The 17,400-nt window shown below is 66.2% G+C and carries 15 protein-coding genes, 1 tRNA gene and 2 pseudogenes; 6 read left to right on the top strand and 12 right to left on the bottom strand.

Features of this window, described 5'->3' with window-relative positions:
• The first annotated feature begins 38 nt into the window (after positions 1-38).
• Complete coding sequence (locus AB0I82_RS23645; protein ID WP_363259340.1) at positions 39-1,484, top strand: recombinase family protein; 1,446 nt, start codon at positions 39-41, stop codon at positions 1,482-1,484.
• 57 nt (positions 1,485-1,541) lie between these two features.
• On the opposite strand, the gene AB0I82_RS23650 is transcribed toward AB0I82_RS23645, so the two are convergent.
• From AB0I82_RS23650 to AB0I82_RS23680, 7 genes and pseudogenes are all read right to left on the bottom strand, one after another.
• The gene (locus tag AB0I82_RS23650) at positions 1,542-3,233 is read right to left on the bottom strand and encodes a long-chain fatty acid--CoA ligase (protein ID WP_363259341.1); all 1,692 of its coding nucleotides are present in this window, start codon (positions 3,231-3,233) and stop codon (positions 1,542-1,544) included.
• 168 nt (positions 3,234-3,401) lie between these two features.
• Complete coding sequence (locus AB0I82_RS23655) at positions 3,402-4,010, bottom strand: SigE family RNA polymerase sigma factor (RefSeq protein ID WP_363259342.1); 609 nt, start codon at positions 4,008-4,010, stop codon at positions 3,402-3,404.
• A 182-nt stretch (positions 4,011-4,192) separates the two neighbouring features.
• The gene (locus AB0I82_RS23660) at positions 4,193-5,158 is read right to left on the bottom strand and encodes a DUF1906 domain-containing protein (RefSeq protein WP_363259343.1); all 966 of its coding nucleotides are present in this window, start codon (positions 5,156-5,158) and stop codon (positions 4,193-4,195) included.
• A gap of 115 nt (positions 5,159-5,273) precedes the next feature.
• The gene (locus AB0I82_RS23665; RefSeq protein WP_363259344.1) at positions 5,274-6,443 is read right to left on the bottom strand and encodes a lipid-transfer protein; all 1,170 of its coding nucleotides are present in this window, start codon (positions 6,441-6,443) and stop codon (positions 5,274-5,276) included.
• Positions 6,440-6,928, bottom strand: a complete 489-nt coding sequence (locus AB0I82_RS23670) for a MaoC family dehydratase (RefSeq protein WP_363259647.1) — start codon at positions 6,926-6,928, stop codon at positions 6,440-6,442. The genes AB0I82_RS23665 and AB0I82_RS23670 overlap by 4 nt, the downstream gene beginning before the upstream one ends.
• Positions 6,911-7,816 (bottom strand): annotated as a pseudogene (locus tag AB0I82_RS23675) (bifunctional MaoC family dehydratase N-terminal/OB-fold nucleic acid binding domain-containing protein); the annotation flags it as partial. The gene AB0I82_RS23670 and the pseudogene AB0I82_RS23675, both read right to left, overlap by 18 nt.
• 219 nt (positions 7,817-8,035) lie before the next feature.
• Positions 8,036-8,341, bottom strand: a complete 306-nt coding sequence (locus AB0I82_RS23680) for a hypothetical protein (protein ID WP_030259736.1) — start codon at positions 8,339-8,341, stop codon at positions 8,036-8,038.
• Between the two features lie 674 nt (positions 8,342-9,015).
• Between AB0I82_RS23680 and AB0I82_RS23685 the strand changes: the two are divergent.
• Positions 9,016-9,148 (top strand): annotated as a pseudogene (locus AB0I82_RS23685) (IS5/IS1182 family transposase); the annotation flags it as partial.
• A 411-nt stretch (positions 9,149-9,559) separates the two neighbouring features.
• Here the strand turns inward: AB0I82_RS23685 and AB0I82_RS23690 are convergent.
• On the bottom strand, positions 9,560-10,312 hold the full coding sequence (locus tag AB0I82_RS23690; RefSeq protein ID WP_363259345.1) for a PRC and DUF2382 domain-containing protein: 753 nt from the start codon (positions 10,310-10,312) through the stop codon (positions 9,560-9,562).
• A gap of 298 nt (positions 10,313-10,610) precedes the next feature.
• On the opposite strand from AB0I82_RS23690, the gene AB0I82_RS23695 reads away from it, so the two are divergent.
• Positions 10,611-10,904, top strand: coding sequence for a hypothetical protein (locus tag AB0I82_RS23695; RefSeq protein ID WP_363259346.1), 294 nt, complete (start codon positions 10,611-10,613; stop codon positions 10,902-10,904).
• 489 nt (positions 10,905-11,393) lie between these two features.
• Here AB0I82_RS23695 and AB0I82_RS23700 read toward each other — a convergent pair whose 3' ends face one another.
• The 3 genes from AB0I82_RS23700 to AB0I82_RS23710 all read right to left on the bottom strand — a co-directional run bounded on the left by AB0I82_RS23700 (position 11,394) and on the right by AB0I82_RS23710 (position 13,153).
• Complete coding sequence (locus tag AB0I82_RS23700) at positions 11,394-11,633, bottom strand: hypothetical protein (protein WP_363259347.1); 240 nt, start codon at positions 11,631-11,633, stop codon at positions 11,394-11,396.
• A gap of 360 nt (positions 11,634-11,993) precedes the next feature.
• Positions 11,994-12,114: transfer RNA gene (locus AB0I82_RS23705), tRNA-Ser, on the bottom strand.
• A 136-nt stretch (positions 12,115-12,250) separates the two neighbouring features.
• Entirely contained in the window at positions 12,251-13,153 is a 903-nt protein-coding gene (locus AB0I82_RS23710) for a hypothetical protein (RefSeq protein WP_363259348.1), read from the bottom strand.
• A 441-nt stretch (positions 13,154-13,594) separates the two neighbouring features.
• Here AB0I82_RS23710 and AB0I82_RS23715 point away from each other — a divergent pair, with 441 nt between their 5' ends.
• Positions 13,595-13,972 (top strand): hypothetical protein, encoded by a 378-nt coding sequence (locus AB0I82_RS23715; protein WP_363259349.1) that lies wholly within the window; start codon positions 13,595-13,597, stop codon positions 13,970-13,972.
• Positions 13,973-14,788: 816 nt separating this feature from the next.
• A complete protein-coding gene (gene dgt, locus AB0I82_RS23720) occupies positions 14,789-16,153 on the top strand; it encodes a dGTP triphosphohydrolase (RefSeq protein WP_363259350.1) in 1,365 nt (454 codons plus the stop codon).
• 108 nt (positions 16,154-16,261) lie between these two features.
• Here dgt and AB0I82_RS23725 read toward each other — a convergent pair whose 3' ends face one another.
• A complete protein-coding gene (locus AB0I82_RS23725) occupies positions 16,262-16,831 on the bottom strand; it encodes a hypothetical protein (protein ID WP_363259351.1) in 570 nt (189 codons plus the stop codon).
• 213 nt (positions 16,832-17,044) lie between these two features.
• Between AB0I82_RS23725 and AB0I82_RS23730 the strand changes: the two genes are divergently transcribed.
• Complete coding sequence (locus AB0I82_RS23730) at positions 17,045-17,380, top strand: DUF6233 domain-containing protein (RefSeq protein WP_363259352.1); 336 nt, start codon at positions 17,045-17,047, stop codon at positions 17,378-17,380.
• The last annotated feature ends 20 nt before the right edge of the window (positions 17,381-17,400 follow it).

Raw genomic sequence — 17,400 nt, forward strand, 5'->3', positions numbered from 1 at the left:
AGAGATCATTCGTGGCGGATCAGGGGAGGGATGCCGCGGTGGCTCTGCGAATCGGTGGTTACGCCCGCGTCAGTCTCGACAAGGCGGACGACGAGAAGGGCATTGACCGTCAGCGAGAGCACTACGAGCGTCATGTCAGTGTCCGCCCTGGCTGGACCGTTGTCTGCCACTACATCGACAACGATCTCTCGGCGTACCGGAAGAACGTCGCTCGTCCCGAGTTCGAGCGGCTCCTCATGGACCTTCGTGACGGCGTGATTGATGGCGTTGTTGCCTATGACCTCGATCGTCTGGCGCGTCAGCCACGGGACCTTGAACGCCTCATCGACATCTACGAGGACCGTCCGAATCTGATTTTTGCCACAGTCACCAACGACATCAATCTCTCGTCACCGGACGGCCGCACCATGGCCCGCGTCCTCGTCACCATGGCCAATAAGGCTTCGGCCGATGCATCGCGCCGTGTCGCACGCAAGCATCGACAACTTGCGGACGAGGGCAGGAACGGCGGCGGCCACCGCGCCTTCGGCTGGAAGGAGGACCGCGTCACCGTCGAACCGTACGAGGCAGGACTCATCCTGAAGGCCCATGACGATCTGTTGGCGGGCACCCGACTGAATACTGTCGTGCGCGAATGGCAGGCCCTCGAGGTCAGGACGGCTCGTCGAACAGCTGCGCCCATCTCACGCACGGCGGTCAGGTCGATTCTGACCAATCCAAGGCTCTGCGGGTACCGAGCCGTGAACGGAGCAGTTCACTACGGCCCCAATGGCATGCCGGTCATCGGGGAGTGGGAGCCCATCACCACGCCGGAGAAGTTCGAGGCCGTCCGGCTGGTTCTGGAAGACATCACGCAGCGGTACAAGGACCGGACGCGGAACGGCACCAATTCCCACCGTTACCTTCTCTCAGGAATTCTGCGGTGCTCGGAATGCGGCAGCCGGATGATGCCGAACCTCCGGAGCAGTTGGCAGCCCGGAGGCAAGGGCAGCAGATTCTTCTACCGCTGCCCTGCGTCAACCGATGGCGGCTGCGGCAAAGTGAGCCGCGCGGGTGAACCAGTGGAGAGGCACATCGTCGGCTTGGTACAGGAGGCGGAGACGCTCCTGGCCCGAAGGCCGAGCGGAAGATTCTCGACCGAGTGGCCCGGAAAGGCCAGGCTGGCCGAGGTGGAGTCCGAGATCGTCGCATATATACAGGCCAAGAAAGACAAAGGCATCACCGCGCCCACACTCATCACGCTGCTTGAGCCTCTTGAAGCGGAGCGCGAGTCCCTCAAATACGAGCGCGCCCGGTTCCTTGCTGACAAGGCCAGGGCCGAGGACACCGGATGCACCGCGAAGGATTTCGCGCGTCTGCCGATCGAACGGCAGCGCGCCGTCGTGATGAAGCACATCAAAGCCGTGATCGTCCATCCCGCTGGACGTGGCGCCCGCACATTCGACCCGGCCCTGTTGGAGGTCGTACGGAATACGGACGTCTGACACCCGCCCCGGCGGTGAGGCGCCTCGCTCAAGGAGGCCCCTCACCGCACAGCGTCATCAGACCGCCGCGGACCCCGTGTCTCCGCTGCCGGTCTGCCCTGTCAGGTACGTGACGTCCAGCTCCCCGGACTTATGCATTTTCCGCAGCACCTTTTTGTCGAATTTCCCCACGCTCGTCTTCGGGACGGCCGGGATGACTGCCCAGCGCTCGGGGAGCTGCCAGCGGGCGATGCGGGTGGCGAGGAAGTCCTTCAGGTCCTCGTAGCCGGTTGTGGCGCCTTCCTTCAGGACGACCGTGGCCAGCGGGCGTTCGCCCCACTTCTCGTCCGGGACCGCGACCACGGCGGCCTCGGCGACGTCCGGGTGGGCCATCAGGTGGTTCTCCAGCTCGACGGAGGAGATCCACTCGCCGCCGGACTTGATGACGTCCTTCGCGCGGTCGGTGAGGGTGAGGTAGCCGTCGGGCGTGATCGTGCCGACGTCGCCCGTGCGCAGCCAGCCGTCCGGGCTGAACTTGTCGTCGGGGCGGAACGCCTCGCCGACCGCGCCGCCGTAGTACGCGCCCGCGATCCACGGCCCGCGTACCTCCAGCTCGCCGGCCGACTCGCCGTCCCAGGGCAGGTATTCGCCGCCGGGTCCGGCCAGCCGCGCCTCCACGGAGGCCGGGAAGCGGCCCTGCGTACAGCGGTAGCGCCACTCCTCGTCGCCGGTCACGCCGGCCGGCGGGTGCGCGACGCTGCCGAGCGGCGAGGTCTCGGTCATGCCCCAGGCGTGCACGACGCGGATGCCGTGCCGGTCCTCGAACGCCTTCATGAGGGACGGCGGGCAGGCCGAGCCGCCGATGATCACCGTGCCGAGGCACGCCACATCGCGCTTGCCGGCGTCCAGTTCGGCGAGCAGCCCCTGCCAGATGGTGGGCACGGCGGCGCCGATGGTGGGCCGTACGGTCTCGATCATCTCGGCGAGCGGGGCCGGCTGGAGGAAGCGGTCCGGCATCAGCAGCGAGGAGCCCGCCATGAAGGCGGCGTGCGGCAGACCCCAGGCGTTGACGTGGAACATGGGGACGACCGGGAGCGCCGTGGAGCGGCTGGTCAGGGCGAACGCCTCGGCGTTGTTGACCTGCATCGAGTGCAGGTAGAGCGAGCGGTGGCTGTAGGTGACGCCCTTCGGCTCGCCGGTGGTGCCGGAGGTGTAGCAGAGCGCGGCGGCCTGCCGCTCGTCGGTCTCGGGCCAGGCGTACGTCTCGGGGCGCCCGGCCAGCAGCTCCTCGTAGTCGTGGACCTGCGCGGCGGCGCCGTCCAGTACGGAGCGGTCGCCGGGGCCCGCGACGACGATGTGCTCCAGCGTGGGCAGCTGCGGGAGCAGCGGGGCGAGCAGCGGCAGCAGCGAGCCGTTGACGAGGACGACCCGGTCGGCGGCGTGGTTGACGATCCAGACCAGCTGCTCGGCGGGCAGCCGGAGGTTCAGGGTGTGGAGGACCGCGCCCATGGAGGGGATCGCGAGGTACGCCTCCAGGTGGGCGGCGTTGTTCCACATCAGGGTCGCGACGCGTTCGTCGTCGCGTACGCCCAGGTCGTCGTGGAGGGCATGGGCCAGCCGCGCGGCGCGCAGGCCGGTCTCCCGGAAGGTCTGGCGGTGCGGCTCGCCCTCCCCGGTCCAGGTGATCACCTCGGCCTTGCCGTGCACGGTGGACCCGTGGGCAAGGATGCGGGTCACTGTCAGCGGTACGTCCTGCATCGTGCTCAGCACCGGGGCCTCCCGAAGACCTGTTACGGGCGAGTAGATTTCCGCTGATTCTGCTGCCGTACCTTGCGGTATGTCACTACCACTCGGGAAAATCAGGCGTGTGACCCGTCACGCTGCTGTCCTTCTGACGTGCGGAATCGCTCCCGGAGCCGCGCATTGCGGCCGGAGTTCTCAGGCCGCCCGCGCCAGGTCGGGGTCCTCGCGGAGCTTGGCCAGCGCCCGGGAGACGGCGCTCTTGACCGTGCCCACCGAGACGTCCAGCACCTCGGCGGTCTGCGCCTCGCTCAGGTCCTCGTAGTACCGCAGCACGACCATGGCCCGCTGCCGGTCGGGCAGCCTGAGCACCGCGCGCCACATCGCGTCGCGCAGTACTTGCCGCTCCGCGGGATCGGGGGCCGCCGTGAGCGGGCCGGGCTCGGGCAGCTCGTCGCAGGCGTACTCCTCGATCTTCCGCTTGCGCCACTGCGAGGTACGGGTGTTCACCAGCGCCCGCCGTACGTAACCGTCCAGCGCCCGGTGGTCCTCGATCCGCTCCCAGGCCACGAAGGTCTTGGTCAGCGCGGTCTGGAGGAGGTCCTCCGCGTCGTTGGGGTTCGCGGTGAGCGAGCGGGCCGCGCGCAGCAGCGCCGGGCCCCGGTCCCGTACGTATGCCGCGAACGACGGGAAGGACGGCAAGGACGGGAACGAGGCGACGGAGGGGAGCGCCGAGGGCGACGGGAGCGGCGTCGGCGACGGTGCCACCGCGGCGGTCGAGGCGCCCTTGCACACTGGCGTGGTCATGCCCTCCACGCTAGGAGCGGCGGGCTCGGCGGGGATCGGTCCGAGGTGCCGAAGCCGCATCCGCCTCAGGTTGTACGGGTGGGGCCTGCCCCACCTCCTCAGGGCGGAGCGCGGCCCCACCCCCGTCAGGGTCCGCCCGACGGGGCTCTCCGGGCCGACGCCGTCCCGACGGGGGTGGCCGGTCACTTGATCACCGCTACCGGAGCGTCCACATAGTTGCGGTCGATGCTCAGCGCACGGCCGCCGTGCGTCTCCACGACGTGGCCGACGTACTGGTGGATCCGGCGGTTCGGGTGCCAGGACGTCGCCGGCAGCCACCGCTCACCGTAGGCGGACGGCGGCACCTTCCAGCGCGCGAACCACATGATCTCCGGCAGGTCGGTGATGCCCTGCGCCCGGGCCTGCGCCATGTGGCGCACGCCGGAGTTCGCGCTGCTGTAGAAGCCCGGCAGGTAGCCGAAGCGGCGCACCTCGCGGTTCCAGGAGCGGATGAAGCGCAGCGTGCGGTCCGCGCAGGGGCGGTTCGTCAGGCTGTACGCCTCGATGTCCAGGTAGATCGGGCTGCGCGGCATGATGCCGTAGGCGCGGGCCCGGTTCACCGCCACCTTGGCCTCGGTCACGCCCTGTCCGTACGGGTCGGCGCCGATGGCGTACTTCCGCTTGTGCTTGTTCTTCACGCACGGCGCCTGCGAACCGAGGTAGATGGGCAGCACCCGCCAGCCGGCCCACTTCGCGCCCTGGAACCACTGCGGGCTGAGATTGTGCTGCTTGGGACAGGCGCGGCCGCGCCCCGCGAAGTAGACGCCGATGGCCCGGTACTTGGTGCTGTTCCAGGCCCGGAGCGAGCTGACCGCCGGGGCCTCGCAGGTGTCGAGCCCGAAGCCCTTGTAGAGGTACGGGCCGGTCGGCGGGGCCTTGGCGGGGGCCCGGGCCGCGGGGCCGGGGGAAGCGGCGGGGTCGGCGGCCGCGGCCTCGGCCGCCCGGCCGGCCTTGCCCGCGCCGGAAGCCTCCGCGGGCCGCGCGTCACCGGCCTTCGGGGCGGAGGAGAACCAGGACGGGATCAGCGCTGCCAGGAGGGCGAGAACCAGCCCGACGGTCGGCAGCAGCGCCAGCAAGGCGATACTTTTTGCGGATTTTGTCCATCTCATACGCCGAGTGAACGGGGCGCACTCCGCCACCCGGGAACGGACACGCGGGAGGCTCCGCCCGTTCAGCCGTATGCCGGGTGTGGGTGTGCGCGGACCGGGGTGCGCGGACCGGGGGTCAGCCCTCGTCCGCGCCGAGTACCAGCCCCGAGGTCGGCACTCCCGTACCGGCCGTGACCAGCACCCGGGACGCGCCCGACACCTGGTTCACGGACGTGCCGCGAATCTGCCGCACGCCTTCCGCGATCCCGTTCATGCCGTGCAGATACGCCTCGCCCAACTGCCCGCCGTGCGTATTGAGGGGCAGCGCGTCCGCCGCGACGAAGTCCGCCGCCTCACCGGGCGCGCAGAACCCGAACTCCTCCAGCTGCATCAGCACGAACGGAGTGAAGTGGTCGTACAGGATGCCGACGTCGATCTCCCCGGGCGTCAGCCCGCTGCTCCGCCACAACTGCCGCGCCACCACGCCCGACTCGGGCAGCCCGGTCAGGTCGTCGCGGTAGTAGCTCGTCATCTGCTCCTGCGCGCGGCCCGTGCCCTGCGCCGCCGCGGTGATCACGGCGGGCGGACACCGCAGGTCACGCGCCCGCTCGACCGACGTCACCACGATCGCCTGCCCGCCGTCCGTCTCCTGGCAGCAGTCCAGCAGCCGCAGCGGCTCGACGATCCAGCGGGAGGCGGCGTGCTCCTCCAGGGTGATCGGCTTCCCGTAGAAGTACGCGGCGGGGTTACGGGCCGCGTACCGCCGTCCGGCGACCGCCACGCGCCCGAACGCCTCCGGCGTCAGCCCGTACACATGCAGGTACCGCTGTGCCGCCATGGCCACCCAGGAGGCGGGCGTCAGCAGCCCGTACGGGAGGTTCCAGCCGAGCGCCGCACCCTCGGCGGACGGCTCGCGCCGCTGCACGCCCGCCCCGAAGCGCCGGCCGGAGCGCTCGTTGAACGCGCGGTAGCAGACCACCACCTCCGCGACGCCGGTCGCCACCGCCATCGCGGCCTGCTGGACCGTCGCACAGGCCGCGCCGCCCCCGTAGTGCACACGCGAGAAGAACGACAGCTCACCGATGCCCGCCGCCTGCGCGACGGTGATCTCCGGGCTGGTGTCCATGGTGAACGTGACCATGCCGTCCACGTCCTTGGGCCGCAGCCCGGCATCCGCCAGCGCGGCCCGCACCGCCTCGACCGCCAGCTTCAGCTCACTCCGTCCGGAGTCCTTGGAGAACTCCGTCGCCCCGATGCCGGCGATCGCGGCCCGGCCGCCGAGGGAGTCCCGGGTACGCACGCTCATACGGGGCCTCCGGCGTCCGCGGCCAGGGCGACGGTGACCGTGCCGGTCACATGGCGGCCCTGTCCGTTCTCGCCGATCACCCGCACGACTGCGGTGCCGTCCGCGCTACCCTCCGCGCTTTCGGTGACGGTGCCTCGCAACACCAGTGTGTCGCCCGGGTAGTTGGGCGCCCCCAGCCGGATGGCGACCTTGCGGAGTACGCACCCGGGCCCGAAGTGGTCGGTGATGTACCGCCCGACCAACCCGTTCGTGGTGAGGATGTTCATGAAGATGTCCGGCGAACCCTTCTCCCTGGCCGCCTCGGCATCGTGATGCACGTCTTGGTAGTCGCGGGAGGCGAGGGCTCCGGCGACTATCAGGGTTCTGGTGATCGGGAGGGTGAGAGGGGGGAGTTCTTGGCCGGCGGGGCCGGCTTTCCTGGCGGGGTCGGTTTTCCTGGCGGGGTCGGCTTTCCTGGCGGGGTCGGCTTCGCCGGCGCGAAACACCGGCAGTACCCACGGCTCCTCGTCATCGTCCACCCGCTGGAATTCCAGCCGTACGGGCATCCCGATGCGTACGTCGCCATGGCCCACGCCCACCACATCGCTGACCATCCGCACCCCCTCGGCCAGCTCGATCACCGCCACCGCGTACGGCGGATCGAAGGCGGGAAACGGCGGATGGTGCATCACCACGTATGAGAAGACGACACCGTCACCGCCCGCCTCGACCGTGTCCCACTTCTCGCTCCCGCAGCCGTTGCACCCCGGCAGCCAGGGGAAACGCAGCTGTCCGCAGTCCCCGCACCGCTGAATCAACAGCCGGTGTTCGGCGACCCCCGCCCAGAATCCGGCGTTGTCCCGATTGATCACAGGCCGCGGCCGGCGCGCGGACTCCTCCCGCGCCCGGCGCGGCTTCTCGCCGACGTCTCGCTTCCCCGTAGGCGCGTACTTGAGTATCCGAAACCGATGCGTCCCAACGACTTCGCCCTCTCCCCCCTCCCCGCCCCCTCCATCCCCTCCGACCCGTACATCCATCCGAGTAGTGACGAAGTACCCAACCCCCAACTTCGTCGTCTTCCGCGCCGACACCGACTCGATCACCGCGTCGAAACGGACCTCGTCCCCCGGGCGCAGCGCTCGCAGGTACTCCTGTTCGCAGTCGGTCGCGACCACCGCCGTGCACCCGGCGCCGTCCAGCAGCGCGAACAGCTCGTCGTACGCCGCCGACCTGCCCGTATGCCCGGAGAGCCCGCCCATGGTCCACGCCTGCAGCATGGTCGGCGGCGCGATCGCGGCCTCGCCGGTGTAGGCGGGGTTGGTGTCGCCGACCGCCTCGCACCAGTGCCGGATCATCGCCGCGTTGACGGGGTCCTTGCCGGTCCCGCCGACCATGGCGGCCCGCCCCGCGTACGCCTTCAGCCGCCCCTCGAGATCCGACTCCGTACCGCCCACCGCGCCCCCTCCGCACCCACCGACTCGACACAACGCACGAACGAGCGGTTCCTGACTGTCCGTCAGAAACCGCTCACTGTCAAGGTACTCAGTTATGGGGTACGGGCGGCCGGCTCTCCCCAGCGCCGGCCGCCCGCGGTCCTCAGGTCACCGAAGTGGTCACCAGAGGTTCGTGAAGTTCACCGTCGCGTTCGACTGGTCGACGTGGGTGAACCCCGAGCCGTTCACGCTCGCAGTGTTGTTCTGGTTGGACGCCCCGTCGCCGTTCGCGACCTGCTGGGTCGTGGTGGAGTTGCCGTTGTTGTCGTTACCGACGCCGGTGCCTTCCTGGCTCGCCGACACCGCCCCCGACCCGGCCGACGCGAACGAGCCGTTGTCCGCATGCGCGACCCCGGCGAACAGGGCTGCTGCGAACGGCAGCGCGGCAACGGCGGCGATGGTGCGAGCGGTACGGATGCTTGCCATGACTTTCCTCCTGCGGAACCACTTGTACGGGTAACCCCTGGGTGGTTGGCCGACCCCCCCGGGCCTGTTGCGTAACGACGTCGCGCCACCAGAACTGCCCAGGCCGCACCCCCCGAACCGACAACCGCCACCGATTCCCCCGCAAGTGTGACCCCACCCCATCAAACCCCCACACAACAACTGCTGGGGGGCGCAACGAAGCGCACCAAGCTCCTGTGAAGCCCCACCAAAGGCCTCCGACCAGGCCGAACCCCCCGGGCCGTGTTCCTTGCGCCCCCTGCAGCAGGCGGAGGCTTCACTCACGTACGAGCATGTACGTACATGCACACACATCCATGTGCATCTACGTGCATCTACGTGCTCAGGAGCCGGACATGGCGTCCCCGAACATGGGGATGTCCCCGGCGTTCCCGATGCCGACAGATCGACGCGGCCGTCCTTGTTGTGGTCGGCTAGGTGGACGGCGTTGCCGAAGCTCACCGCGCCGGTGGCCGTGACGCCTCCGGCGGAGCCGTGCAGGCCCCACACGGCGCCGTCGTCGCTGTTCTCGCCGCCCGCGCAACTGGCGGGGCGTCTACAACCGGCTGCGCATGTGGGCCGCCGATGGCACCTGGGAACGTGTCTTCACCGCGCTGACGGCGCAGGCCGACGCGGAAGAGAACCTGACTTGGGCGGTATCGGTGGACTCCACGATCGTGCGCGCCAACCAGCATGCGGCCGGGGCCACAAAGAGGGGCCCCGGCAGGCGAGCCGCACGACCGTGTCCTTGGACGGTCCCGCGGCGGGCTGAACACGAAGATCCACCTGGCCGCCGACGCCCGTTGCCGGCCCCTGGCCTTCCACCTGACCACTCCTCGCGAGCGATCCGGCAAGGCGCATTCACCGGCGCGGGCGACCAGCAGCACGCCGTCGGCCTGCGAGCCCCCGCCCGCCGCCCTCCATACCGATACGCGGGTAACACCCGAAACGCCTGGTCACCTGAGAAGTGCTTCTTCTCCTGCCCCCCTACAGACTCTCGATAAGCCCGGACGTATTCACAGCACCAGCACTCGGGCTCCAGGCGCTTGCCTTTGGTGCGCCGGCGGCACGTCGGCCAGCAGACGCCGGATCGGAGGACGGCGAGGAGTTGTATGAGTGGCCGTATGAGTGGCCCCGGTGATCGCGCAGGCGTCCGGAAGAATCGGTTCCGTCCGAACGCCTGGGAACGGGTACGCCCCGTCAGCTGCGACGGTCGTTCTCGTCGGTGTCGGCTTCGATGCGCTCCTTGCGGACCTTGCCCTTGACCGTCTCTTCCTCAACACGCTCATCAGTGGTCAGACGGACCCGCTCGACGGGTTCGGCCTTGGTTTCCACCACCGGCCGCTCCGCATGGAGGGTGACCTCATGCTCGGCCTCGGAAATCTCCGGGCCGGACATGGCCTCCTCGCGGTTGGCCTCGGTGACCGGCTCCCGCTCCACGCGCACTTCCTCATGGCGCACCGGTACGGTCCGCTGCTGCTCCTCGGTGACCACGTACTTGCGCAGCCGCGCGCGGCCGGTCTCGCGGCGCTCGGTGCCGACCCGCATCTGCTCCTCCGAGCGTGTCATCGCCTCGTCGGTGGGGCGGCCAGCGGCCTTCTTGGCGTCGGGCTGGGTCTGCCGCCAGGCGGCCTCCCAATCGACGCCGTAGAACTCGTACAGGCGACGCTCCTCCTGTTCGGAGAGGTGCCCGCCGGCATCGACGTCGACGTTGGGCGCCTCCTTGACCTTGTTCTTGAGGTAGGGAACCTCGAGGTGGTCCTCGACGACGGTGGCGTCATGGATGGGCACGAACGACTCGCTGGTGCCGAACAGGCCGGTCTTCACACTGACCCATTCGGGCTGTCCGCTTACTTCGTCGAAGAAGACATGCCTGGCATCGCCGATCTTCTTGCCGGCGCTGTCGTAGACCGGGTGGTCCAGCACGGTGGGGATCTGTTCCCTGGTGATCATCTGGATTCCTCCTGTCTATCGGGTGGCGGGTAGCCGCCCGCCGGTGAGCGAAACGGGCTCGTGGTAAACGAACCGAGCGCGCCGGAGGCGAGCGTCGGTCCGCGACAGTATGGATATGAACGGAGGCGCAAGAGGGCCATGGGAATCGACGTGGTGTGCGTACACGGTCGTGAGGAATAAGCTTCCAAAGCCCGGTCATGAAGCCAACGTTGACGCTGATGACCGTTGCCGGCGGAATGATCCCGCGGTAGCCCTCGTCTGGGTCGGGCTGGCCCTCCGTAGGGACTACAACGCCCTAGTGAGAGATCTGGACGCGATCGATCGCATCATCCAAGCGTCCGACGATGCGTTCGAGACGCCCCAGGAGCGAGACGCAGCGATGTATGCGCTACGCGAGCCTACTTTCAACGTGGGCCGACTCACGTACACCTACGAATGGATACAACGGCTCGTCTGGGGCCAAGCAATGAGCGATCTTCGCGGTCCGGCTTGGCTGGCTATCGCAGGAATTGTGCTGGCTATAGCAGGCATTGTGCCGGCCACTTTGGCCGGTGCCTGGCCCATTTGGATCCAGCAGCAATCAGGCTCCTGACGCGGTCTTGAAAACTGTCGTGGCGGCAACGCCACCGTGGGTTCAAATCCCACAGCCTCCGCACCGAGAAGGCCCCTGACCAGGGAATCTCGCCGGGGGCCTCTGCCTTTGGCGTTGTCCGGCGCCACCCACGATTTTCCCGTTGCTCCCCGGCCGAGCGGGCACGGATGGGGCACGGGGGCGATTTCCTGCCCCGGGTCTTGTCGGAGACCTTGAGGACCCGCGTTCTTTCCGCTCCAGGTCGGGGCACGCCGCCTGACTGATCGTCATTGGGTCGTTGTCGGCCGGTGTTGCCGACGACGTTGTCCAATGCCGAGCTTGTCGCCGAAGCACGCCCGAAGCCGCCCTCTCGCTGTTATCTGAGCCGCCAGTTGGCCACTTCGTGCTCAACCCTGGGTGCCCAGCGGGTGCGGGCAGCAGCTCCGCTCGCACCCGCTGGGCAAGTCGCATCCGGCCGCCAATAAACGAGTGGGCACCCAGGCCAGATGCCTAACCGTGCGGGTGGTCGATCACATTGCCGTTGGAGCAGTTGTTGCGGTGGTTCCCTGACCAGTCGCTGAAGGCTGGGACGACGGCCACCTCCTGCATGCAGACGTTCTCAGCGGTGAAATTCCAGTTGTTCGCGGCGTTGACGCCGGAACCAAAGTTGCTGTCGTTTTCGGCGAAGGCAGGTGTGGCCGTACCGACTGCGACAAGCGCGACAGCAACGACGCTGATGATCTTCTTCATACCTGGGAAACGACCGTGGCCGCCCAGGGGCACGCAGGGACTCCGAGCTCCAGCGCTCTGTCGCCCGCAAGCGAAGAACGCTTGGCTCCCTCTTGTCGTGGAACTGAGTCAGCGAGCATGTGGCCGGCTGCGATGCTCTGGGTGGCCAGCTAGGCAGCTTCCCGTAGACGAGCCCGCCAGTACCAAGGCCGATTGAGCAGGCACTTCGCGAGACCGAGTGAGCCGGATTCTGGTCCACGCCTGGTCCACACGGGCTGATCAACAGCGGGCTATGCGCGCTACGGGGTGAGACAGACCGAACGCGAAAGGGGTGCCCGTTCGCGTCGGGCACCCCTTCTGGCCTGCAGCTTTGTTGGCCGGTGGCGGAGGCTGTGGGATTTGAACCCACGGTGGCGTTGCCGCCACGACAGTTTTCAAGACCGCTGAGCTTTCGACCGTCATGCATGCCCTGACCTGCAGAGGAGCTGCGAATAGCACCTCCGCAGGCTCCCTCGTGGCCACAGGTTGGCCATGGTCTCTCGCGAGGCAGGCACGAATCACGGCGAAGCATCAGCCGCGCGCCGTCTGGCTTTCTCTCACGAGGCTGCTACGGTGCTTCGGCGCGAAAGCCGCTCACACTAGCGGCCACGGTCCAAATCTTCATCGGGCTCCCACCAGTCAGCAGGATCGTGTGCAGTGGGGACAGCGGAGGGTAGCCCGGCCAATTCGAAGAACTCGGATCCCAGATCAAGTTGGCAAGTGGGGCAAGTGAAGTTCAAGGGGTAGAGAATGACCACCCAGTCCTCATCGTCATCTGAACGGTTTACGTCGTCGCGCCTCTCGACTGAGTGCATGCCAGTGAGACGGCCGCTTCTGCCACATACCGGGCATTGCGCTAGCTCCTCCTCCTCATCAGCCAAGCCGTAGATTGCGGCGATACGTCCGAGGTCATAAGCGCCAATCTGCGGGTCCAGCGCGGAAAAGACACGCCTCGCAACTGCGACCTTCCTCTGGTATGCAAGCTTCAGATCGTCCGCGCGCTCCTGTAGTAGCTCATCGTGGAGCTCACGGTAGTCACCCCAGAAAAGTTCGCGTGACACAGTGAGCTCGCTCAGTAGACGGTCGACGATTCGGATCGACGTGACCAGGTGCTGTCGGACCTCATTCTTCTCGTGAACCCCCAGATGGGAGACCCCGTTCCGTGCGTTCAAGAAGGTCTGAAACTTCTCCTTGCTGAACGGGAGAGGCGGCTTCAGCAAGGAGTTGCAGCGTTGGAACGCAAGCGCTGCAGAAACGGTCTTGGTGTTGGTCATCCCGGTGTTGGCGAGCACCCCGTGGCCGGTAGCGTGAAGCAGCCCCGCGAAGTCGTTGGGGTCGGCCACCAGGGCTGGGTGGTAGGAGGCCAGGAATGCCTTCAGTGCGTGCTCGGTGGCGACTCCGAAGTGGTGGACAGCGAAGTCCAGGTCGGTGTCACGGGCGAAGGCATCCAGGCCGGCGTGCATCCAACGCTTAGCTGAAGAGACGAGCGTCTGGCTGTCCATGTCCAGACTCTAGTGCGACTAGCTTCCACCACGCTGTCAGTCGAGCTGCTCGAGCCTTACGCCCTCGTAGGGAAGCGCCATGGTCGATCTCACGCGAGCCCGTCTCCGTAAGGTCAGGAACGAGACTTGGCCTTGAGGTTGAATCAGCCACGGCTCACAGGCTGAGCTTCCGTCGCACCTCAGCGATCACGGGATTCTTCAGGCGCAGAGCTAGAGGGCGGGAGCAGGAGATCGCGCTCCGGGTACTTTTCTCCGGTGACACTGCCCTGTATTCCGAGGTCTTCCCGTGCAGCATCATGGAAGGCGTTGATCAGGCGGAAGGCTGTTCGGTGCCGCTGACGCCACTCGTCCAGGGACGGCAAGTCACACGAAGAGCGCGGCCTGAAGCGGCGGGCACGGCGAACCACGCGGCCCATAGCGATCCCGCCTGTCCTCGTACAGATGCTGCGCACACACATCGAGCAGTACGGCACCGCGTCAGACGGGCGGCTCTTCCGTGCGTCCCAGGGCGGGCGGGTGCGCTCCCCGGAGTACACCGACATGTGGCGTGAGGCGCGAAAAAAGGCGCTCTCATCAGAGGAGGTAGAAACGCCCCTGGCGAGCGTGCCGTTCTCGCTGCGGTACGCAGGCGTCTCCCTCTGGATCAAGGCGGGCGTGGCCCCCGTAGAGGTAGCGAGGAGGGCCGGCCACAGCGTCGCCGTGCTGTGGAAGTTCTACGCGAAGACCCTCCGCGGCCAGGAGCAGAAGTCGAACCAGCTCATGGAGGACGCTCTGGACGATACAGACCTTGGCCAGTCAGGTAGCCACTTCGGTCGCTGAATGAGAATTTCCGAGGTGGCCATCGCGCAATGAAGCAACCGGAGGCGCCCGCGCCAGCGGGCACCCCGCGCTGCACAGCTGAGTCACAACCGACCGTCAGCCACGACTTCTCAGCCCTACCCGACACTTAGGAGTTCGATCAGGGTGTTGCGGGCCACTAAGCCCGGTCGCTTCGGGCACCCCTTCTGGCCTGGTGTTATGTCGGCCTGTGGCGGAGGCTGTGGGATTTGAACCCACGGTGGCGTTGCCGCCACGACAGTTTTCAAGAGAAGGCTCCTTCGAGCGCCTACACAGGCCCTGAACTGGTGAAACGCCTACACGTCCCCCGAACCCCCACTCTCTGGTCCATAGATGGTCCACGAGGCCCCGGTGGCGGCGCTCCTCGTGGCTCGACGGCCCGGAACAGGCCCGCAGCAGAGCGATGGGAGATGAGTCGAGCAAGGCCCCCTCAGGGAGAGGTGATCTCGCAGATCACACGGCGCCCCTACAGCAGCGCCTCGATCGGCAAGAGATGCGGGCGGCATGCACTAAGGTCAGCCGTTCCACGCGAGATTGGTCCACGTTGCTCTTTCAGGCCTGATCCTCCGTGTTGGCTATAGCAACTGCTGAGATCACGCGCACTGCGGTTCTCCAAGCAATCGCGACACGACCGGGTAGGGCGATAGGCATTCCTCGTTACCTACGGCTTCAAAACTGCTTCCTATCTACTCGTCCATGAATGACTTTCACCCATTTGGGCTAATGCGTGGGTCCTGGCAGCGCGTCCTCTTCCGGGGCAGCCCAAGCTGTAAAGGCACGTACCGGGAGGCGAAGACGATGCCTGCAACTGGCCCAGACCCAGCCGAGCGGCTGCATCCAGAGGAACCGCGCGAGGATGCGCGAAATGATTTTGAGCGTGACCGAGATCGAATTTTGTACTCTTCGGCGTTTCGCCGACTGGCTGGCATTACACAGGTAGCAGCCGTTCGAGAACACCATCTGCTGCATAACAGGTTGACCCACAGCCTAAAAGTTGCCCAGATGGGGCGCAGAATAGCGCAACGCCTAGTCGCGAGCGACGAGGCGTTCCATGCAGGACTAGACGAGGACCGGGACTGCTTTCCCGATATCGTCGAGGCCGCCGGCCTAGCCCACGACATAGGACATCCGCCATTTGGGCATGTCGCAGAGGGGGTACTAGACAAGAGGATGGCTGGCACGTACGGCGGCTTCGAAGGAAACGCTCAATCATTTCGAGTTGCCACAAAAATGGCGGTCAATGTGAACGCCGCGGAATACGGAGGCCTCAACCTAACGCGAGCGACATTGAACGCCATTCTCAAATATCCTAGGTTCGATGCAGTCCCCGATTGGCAGCTCTATCCATGGCTTGACCGCGCCCACGGAAATAAATGGGGTGCTTACCGAAGCGAGCAACGGGACTTCACGCATGCCCGCTCGGGAATGACAGGGGACGAACGAAGCGCAGCTGCCATGCTCATGGACTGGGCAGACGATGTCTCCTACGTGACCCACGACGTGCAAGACTACTTTCGAGCTGGGTTGATGCCGCTGCATGCTCTCCATCTCGACAAGGATGAATTCTTCACCTTCGCCTGCAGCAAGAGGAGAGGGTACGGGCCATTCGACACGGGCAAGTTCATTGACGCATTCTGCGAGATAAAAACATTGATGCCCGAGCGTGAGTGGCGGGACACTCGCCTGGATCGCGTCAGGCTTGACCAACTAATGCACGAGCTGATCCGGAAATTCTTCAAAGCAGTATCCACTGACACTTCATCATCTATCAAGATAGATGAAGCACCCGAGTACTGGGTTGAGGTGCTGAAGCAGTTGACTTTCTACTACGTTATAAACCAGCCAGCACTCGCATTGGCTCAGGAGGGGCAAAAGGCAGTCATAGGACGATTGTTCGATGAATTGATGGATATGCTCACCCGCCACCTCGAAGGCGGAAAGAACCCCAACGTCCCAGTTCCTAGACTCTTGGACGACATCTACGAACGCATGGAGGAACATGAGAAATTTAGCGGATTCCCAAGGAGTGATGAACAGCGTCGCGCACGAGCAGTGTGCGACTATATCTGCACCTTGACCGAGGATCAGACACTGAACCTACACGAGCGTATAACTGGCCTAAGTGTGTCGCAGGCGTCTATTTTTGGCGTTTGGTTTAGCTGATAAGTGGCTGGTCCCGAGCCAGACCAAGGGTGTTCAGTCACGCACAACTGTGTGCTAGTTTCGCGAACGCCCGACACAGGAGCAGACACGTTGCAGCAAATTCGGGAATCAGGCGGAAGCGTTCTCGTCCCCGCGGCGAGCCGGCGGAAGCAGGAGATCGCGCTCCGGATGCTTTTCGCCGGTGGCACTGCCCTGGATCCCGAGGTCTTCCCGAGCAGCATCGTGGAAGGCGTTGATCAGGCGGAAGGCGGTTCGATGGCGCTGACGCCACTCCTCCAGTGTTCCGCGGATCCTCCCCGTCGCTTGCCAGTCGATCTCGGCAAGGACCACGTTCAGATCGTGTCCCGCCTCGATGGCGTCGTCACCGCCGAGCAGCATGACCCGCTCGAAGGCTGATCCCCACCGGCGGCTGGCGCTCCCCAGGTCCTCGCGGAGCTCATGCTCCGATCGGCGGGCTTCGCTCAGGCCTTCCCGCGACTCGTACAGCGGCACGGCCATGGCGATTCTCATCTTCGCCGCGTCCACGTACTCCCCGTACGCCTCGACCTTCTTGTCGTCCCAGCGCGTCAGCAACTCGTACCGGGTCCGATTTCGCTCGGTCAGGTAGCTGGCCACGTACGAAGTCAGCGCACCGAGCAATACGGCAGCTATCGTCACAAGCTGCTCGCCGGCACCCATTTGACCCCCAGCCCCAACACTCATCTTGCAGACCCAACACTCATCTTGATGTGTTGGTGATCTTAGGCATGCGGGTGTCGGTGGGACTGGCCAATGACCGGAAATAGCCGTTGCGCGGCTTGACAGGAGCGCCCGGACGGTCGGGCCGCTGACGTATCGCTCGGCGCGGTGCTGGACGACGCCACCAAAGGATGCCGCCTTAGAATCGAATGCATGAACGATTACTCGCCGAACCGGCTAGAGCTGCTCCGGTTCCTCCAGCGGGTCCAGCTTCAGCAGCTCGACCAGACACAGCGGTGGATCGAACAGGAGCAGGCTCGGCGGTCTGCGCAGCAGCCTCAGAGCGAAGTGGCGCCACCGCCGGAGTGGAAGCTCGAACGCGAGCGCCTTGGCGGCCGCGATGCCCCGCCCGTGTACGTGCACGTCGGCGACTGCGGCATGGGCAAAGGCGCCGGGATCACCCGCGAGCAGGCCCTCCAGGCCCTGGCAGAGGGAATCAGTGCCTGCCCCTTCTGTCGCCCGGACACGGAACTCGGCGTTATCGACTGATCCGACGATCCGCCGGGCGG

The sequence above is a fragment of the Streptomyces sp. NPDC050315 genome, assembly GCF_040655775.1.
Lineage (GTDB): Bacteria > Actinomycetota > Actinomycetes > Streptomycetales > Streptomycetaceae > Streptomyces.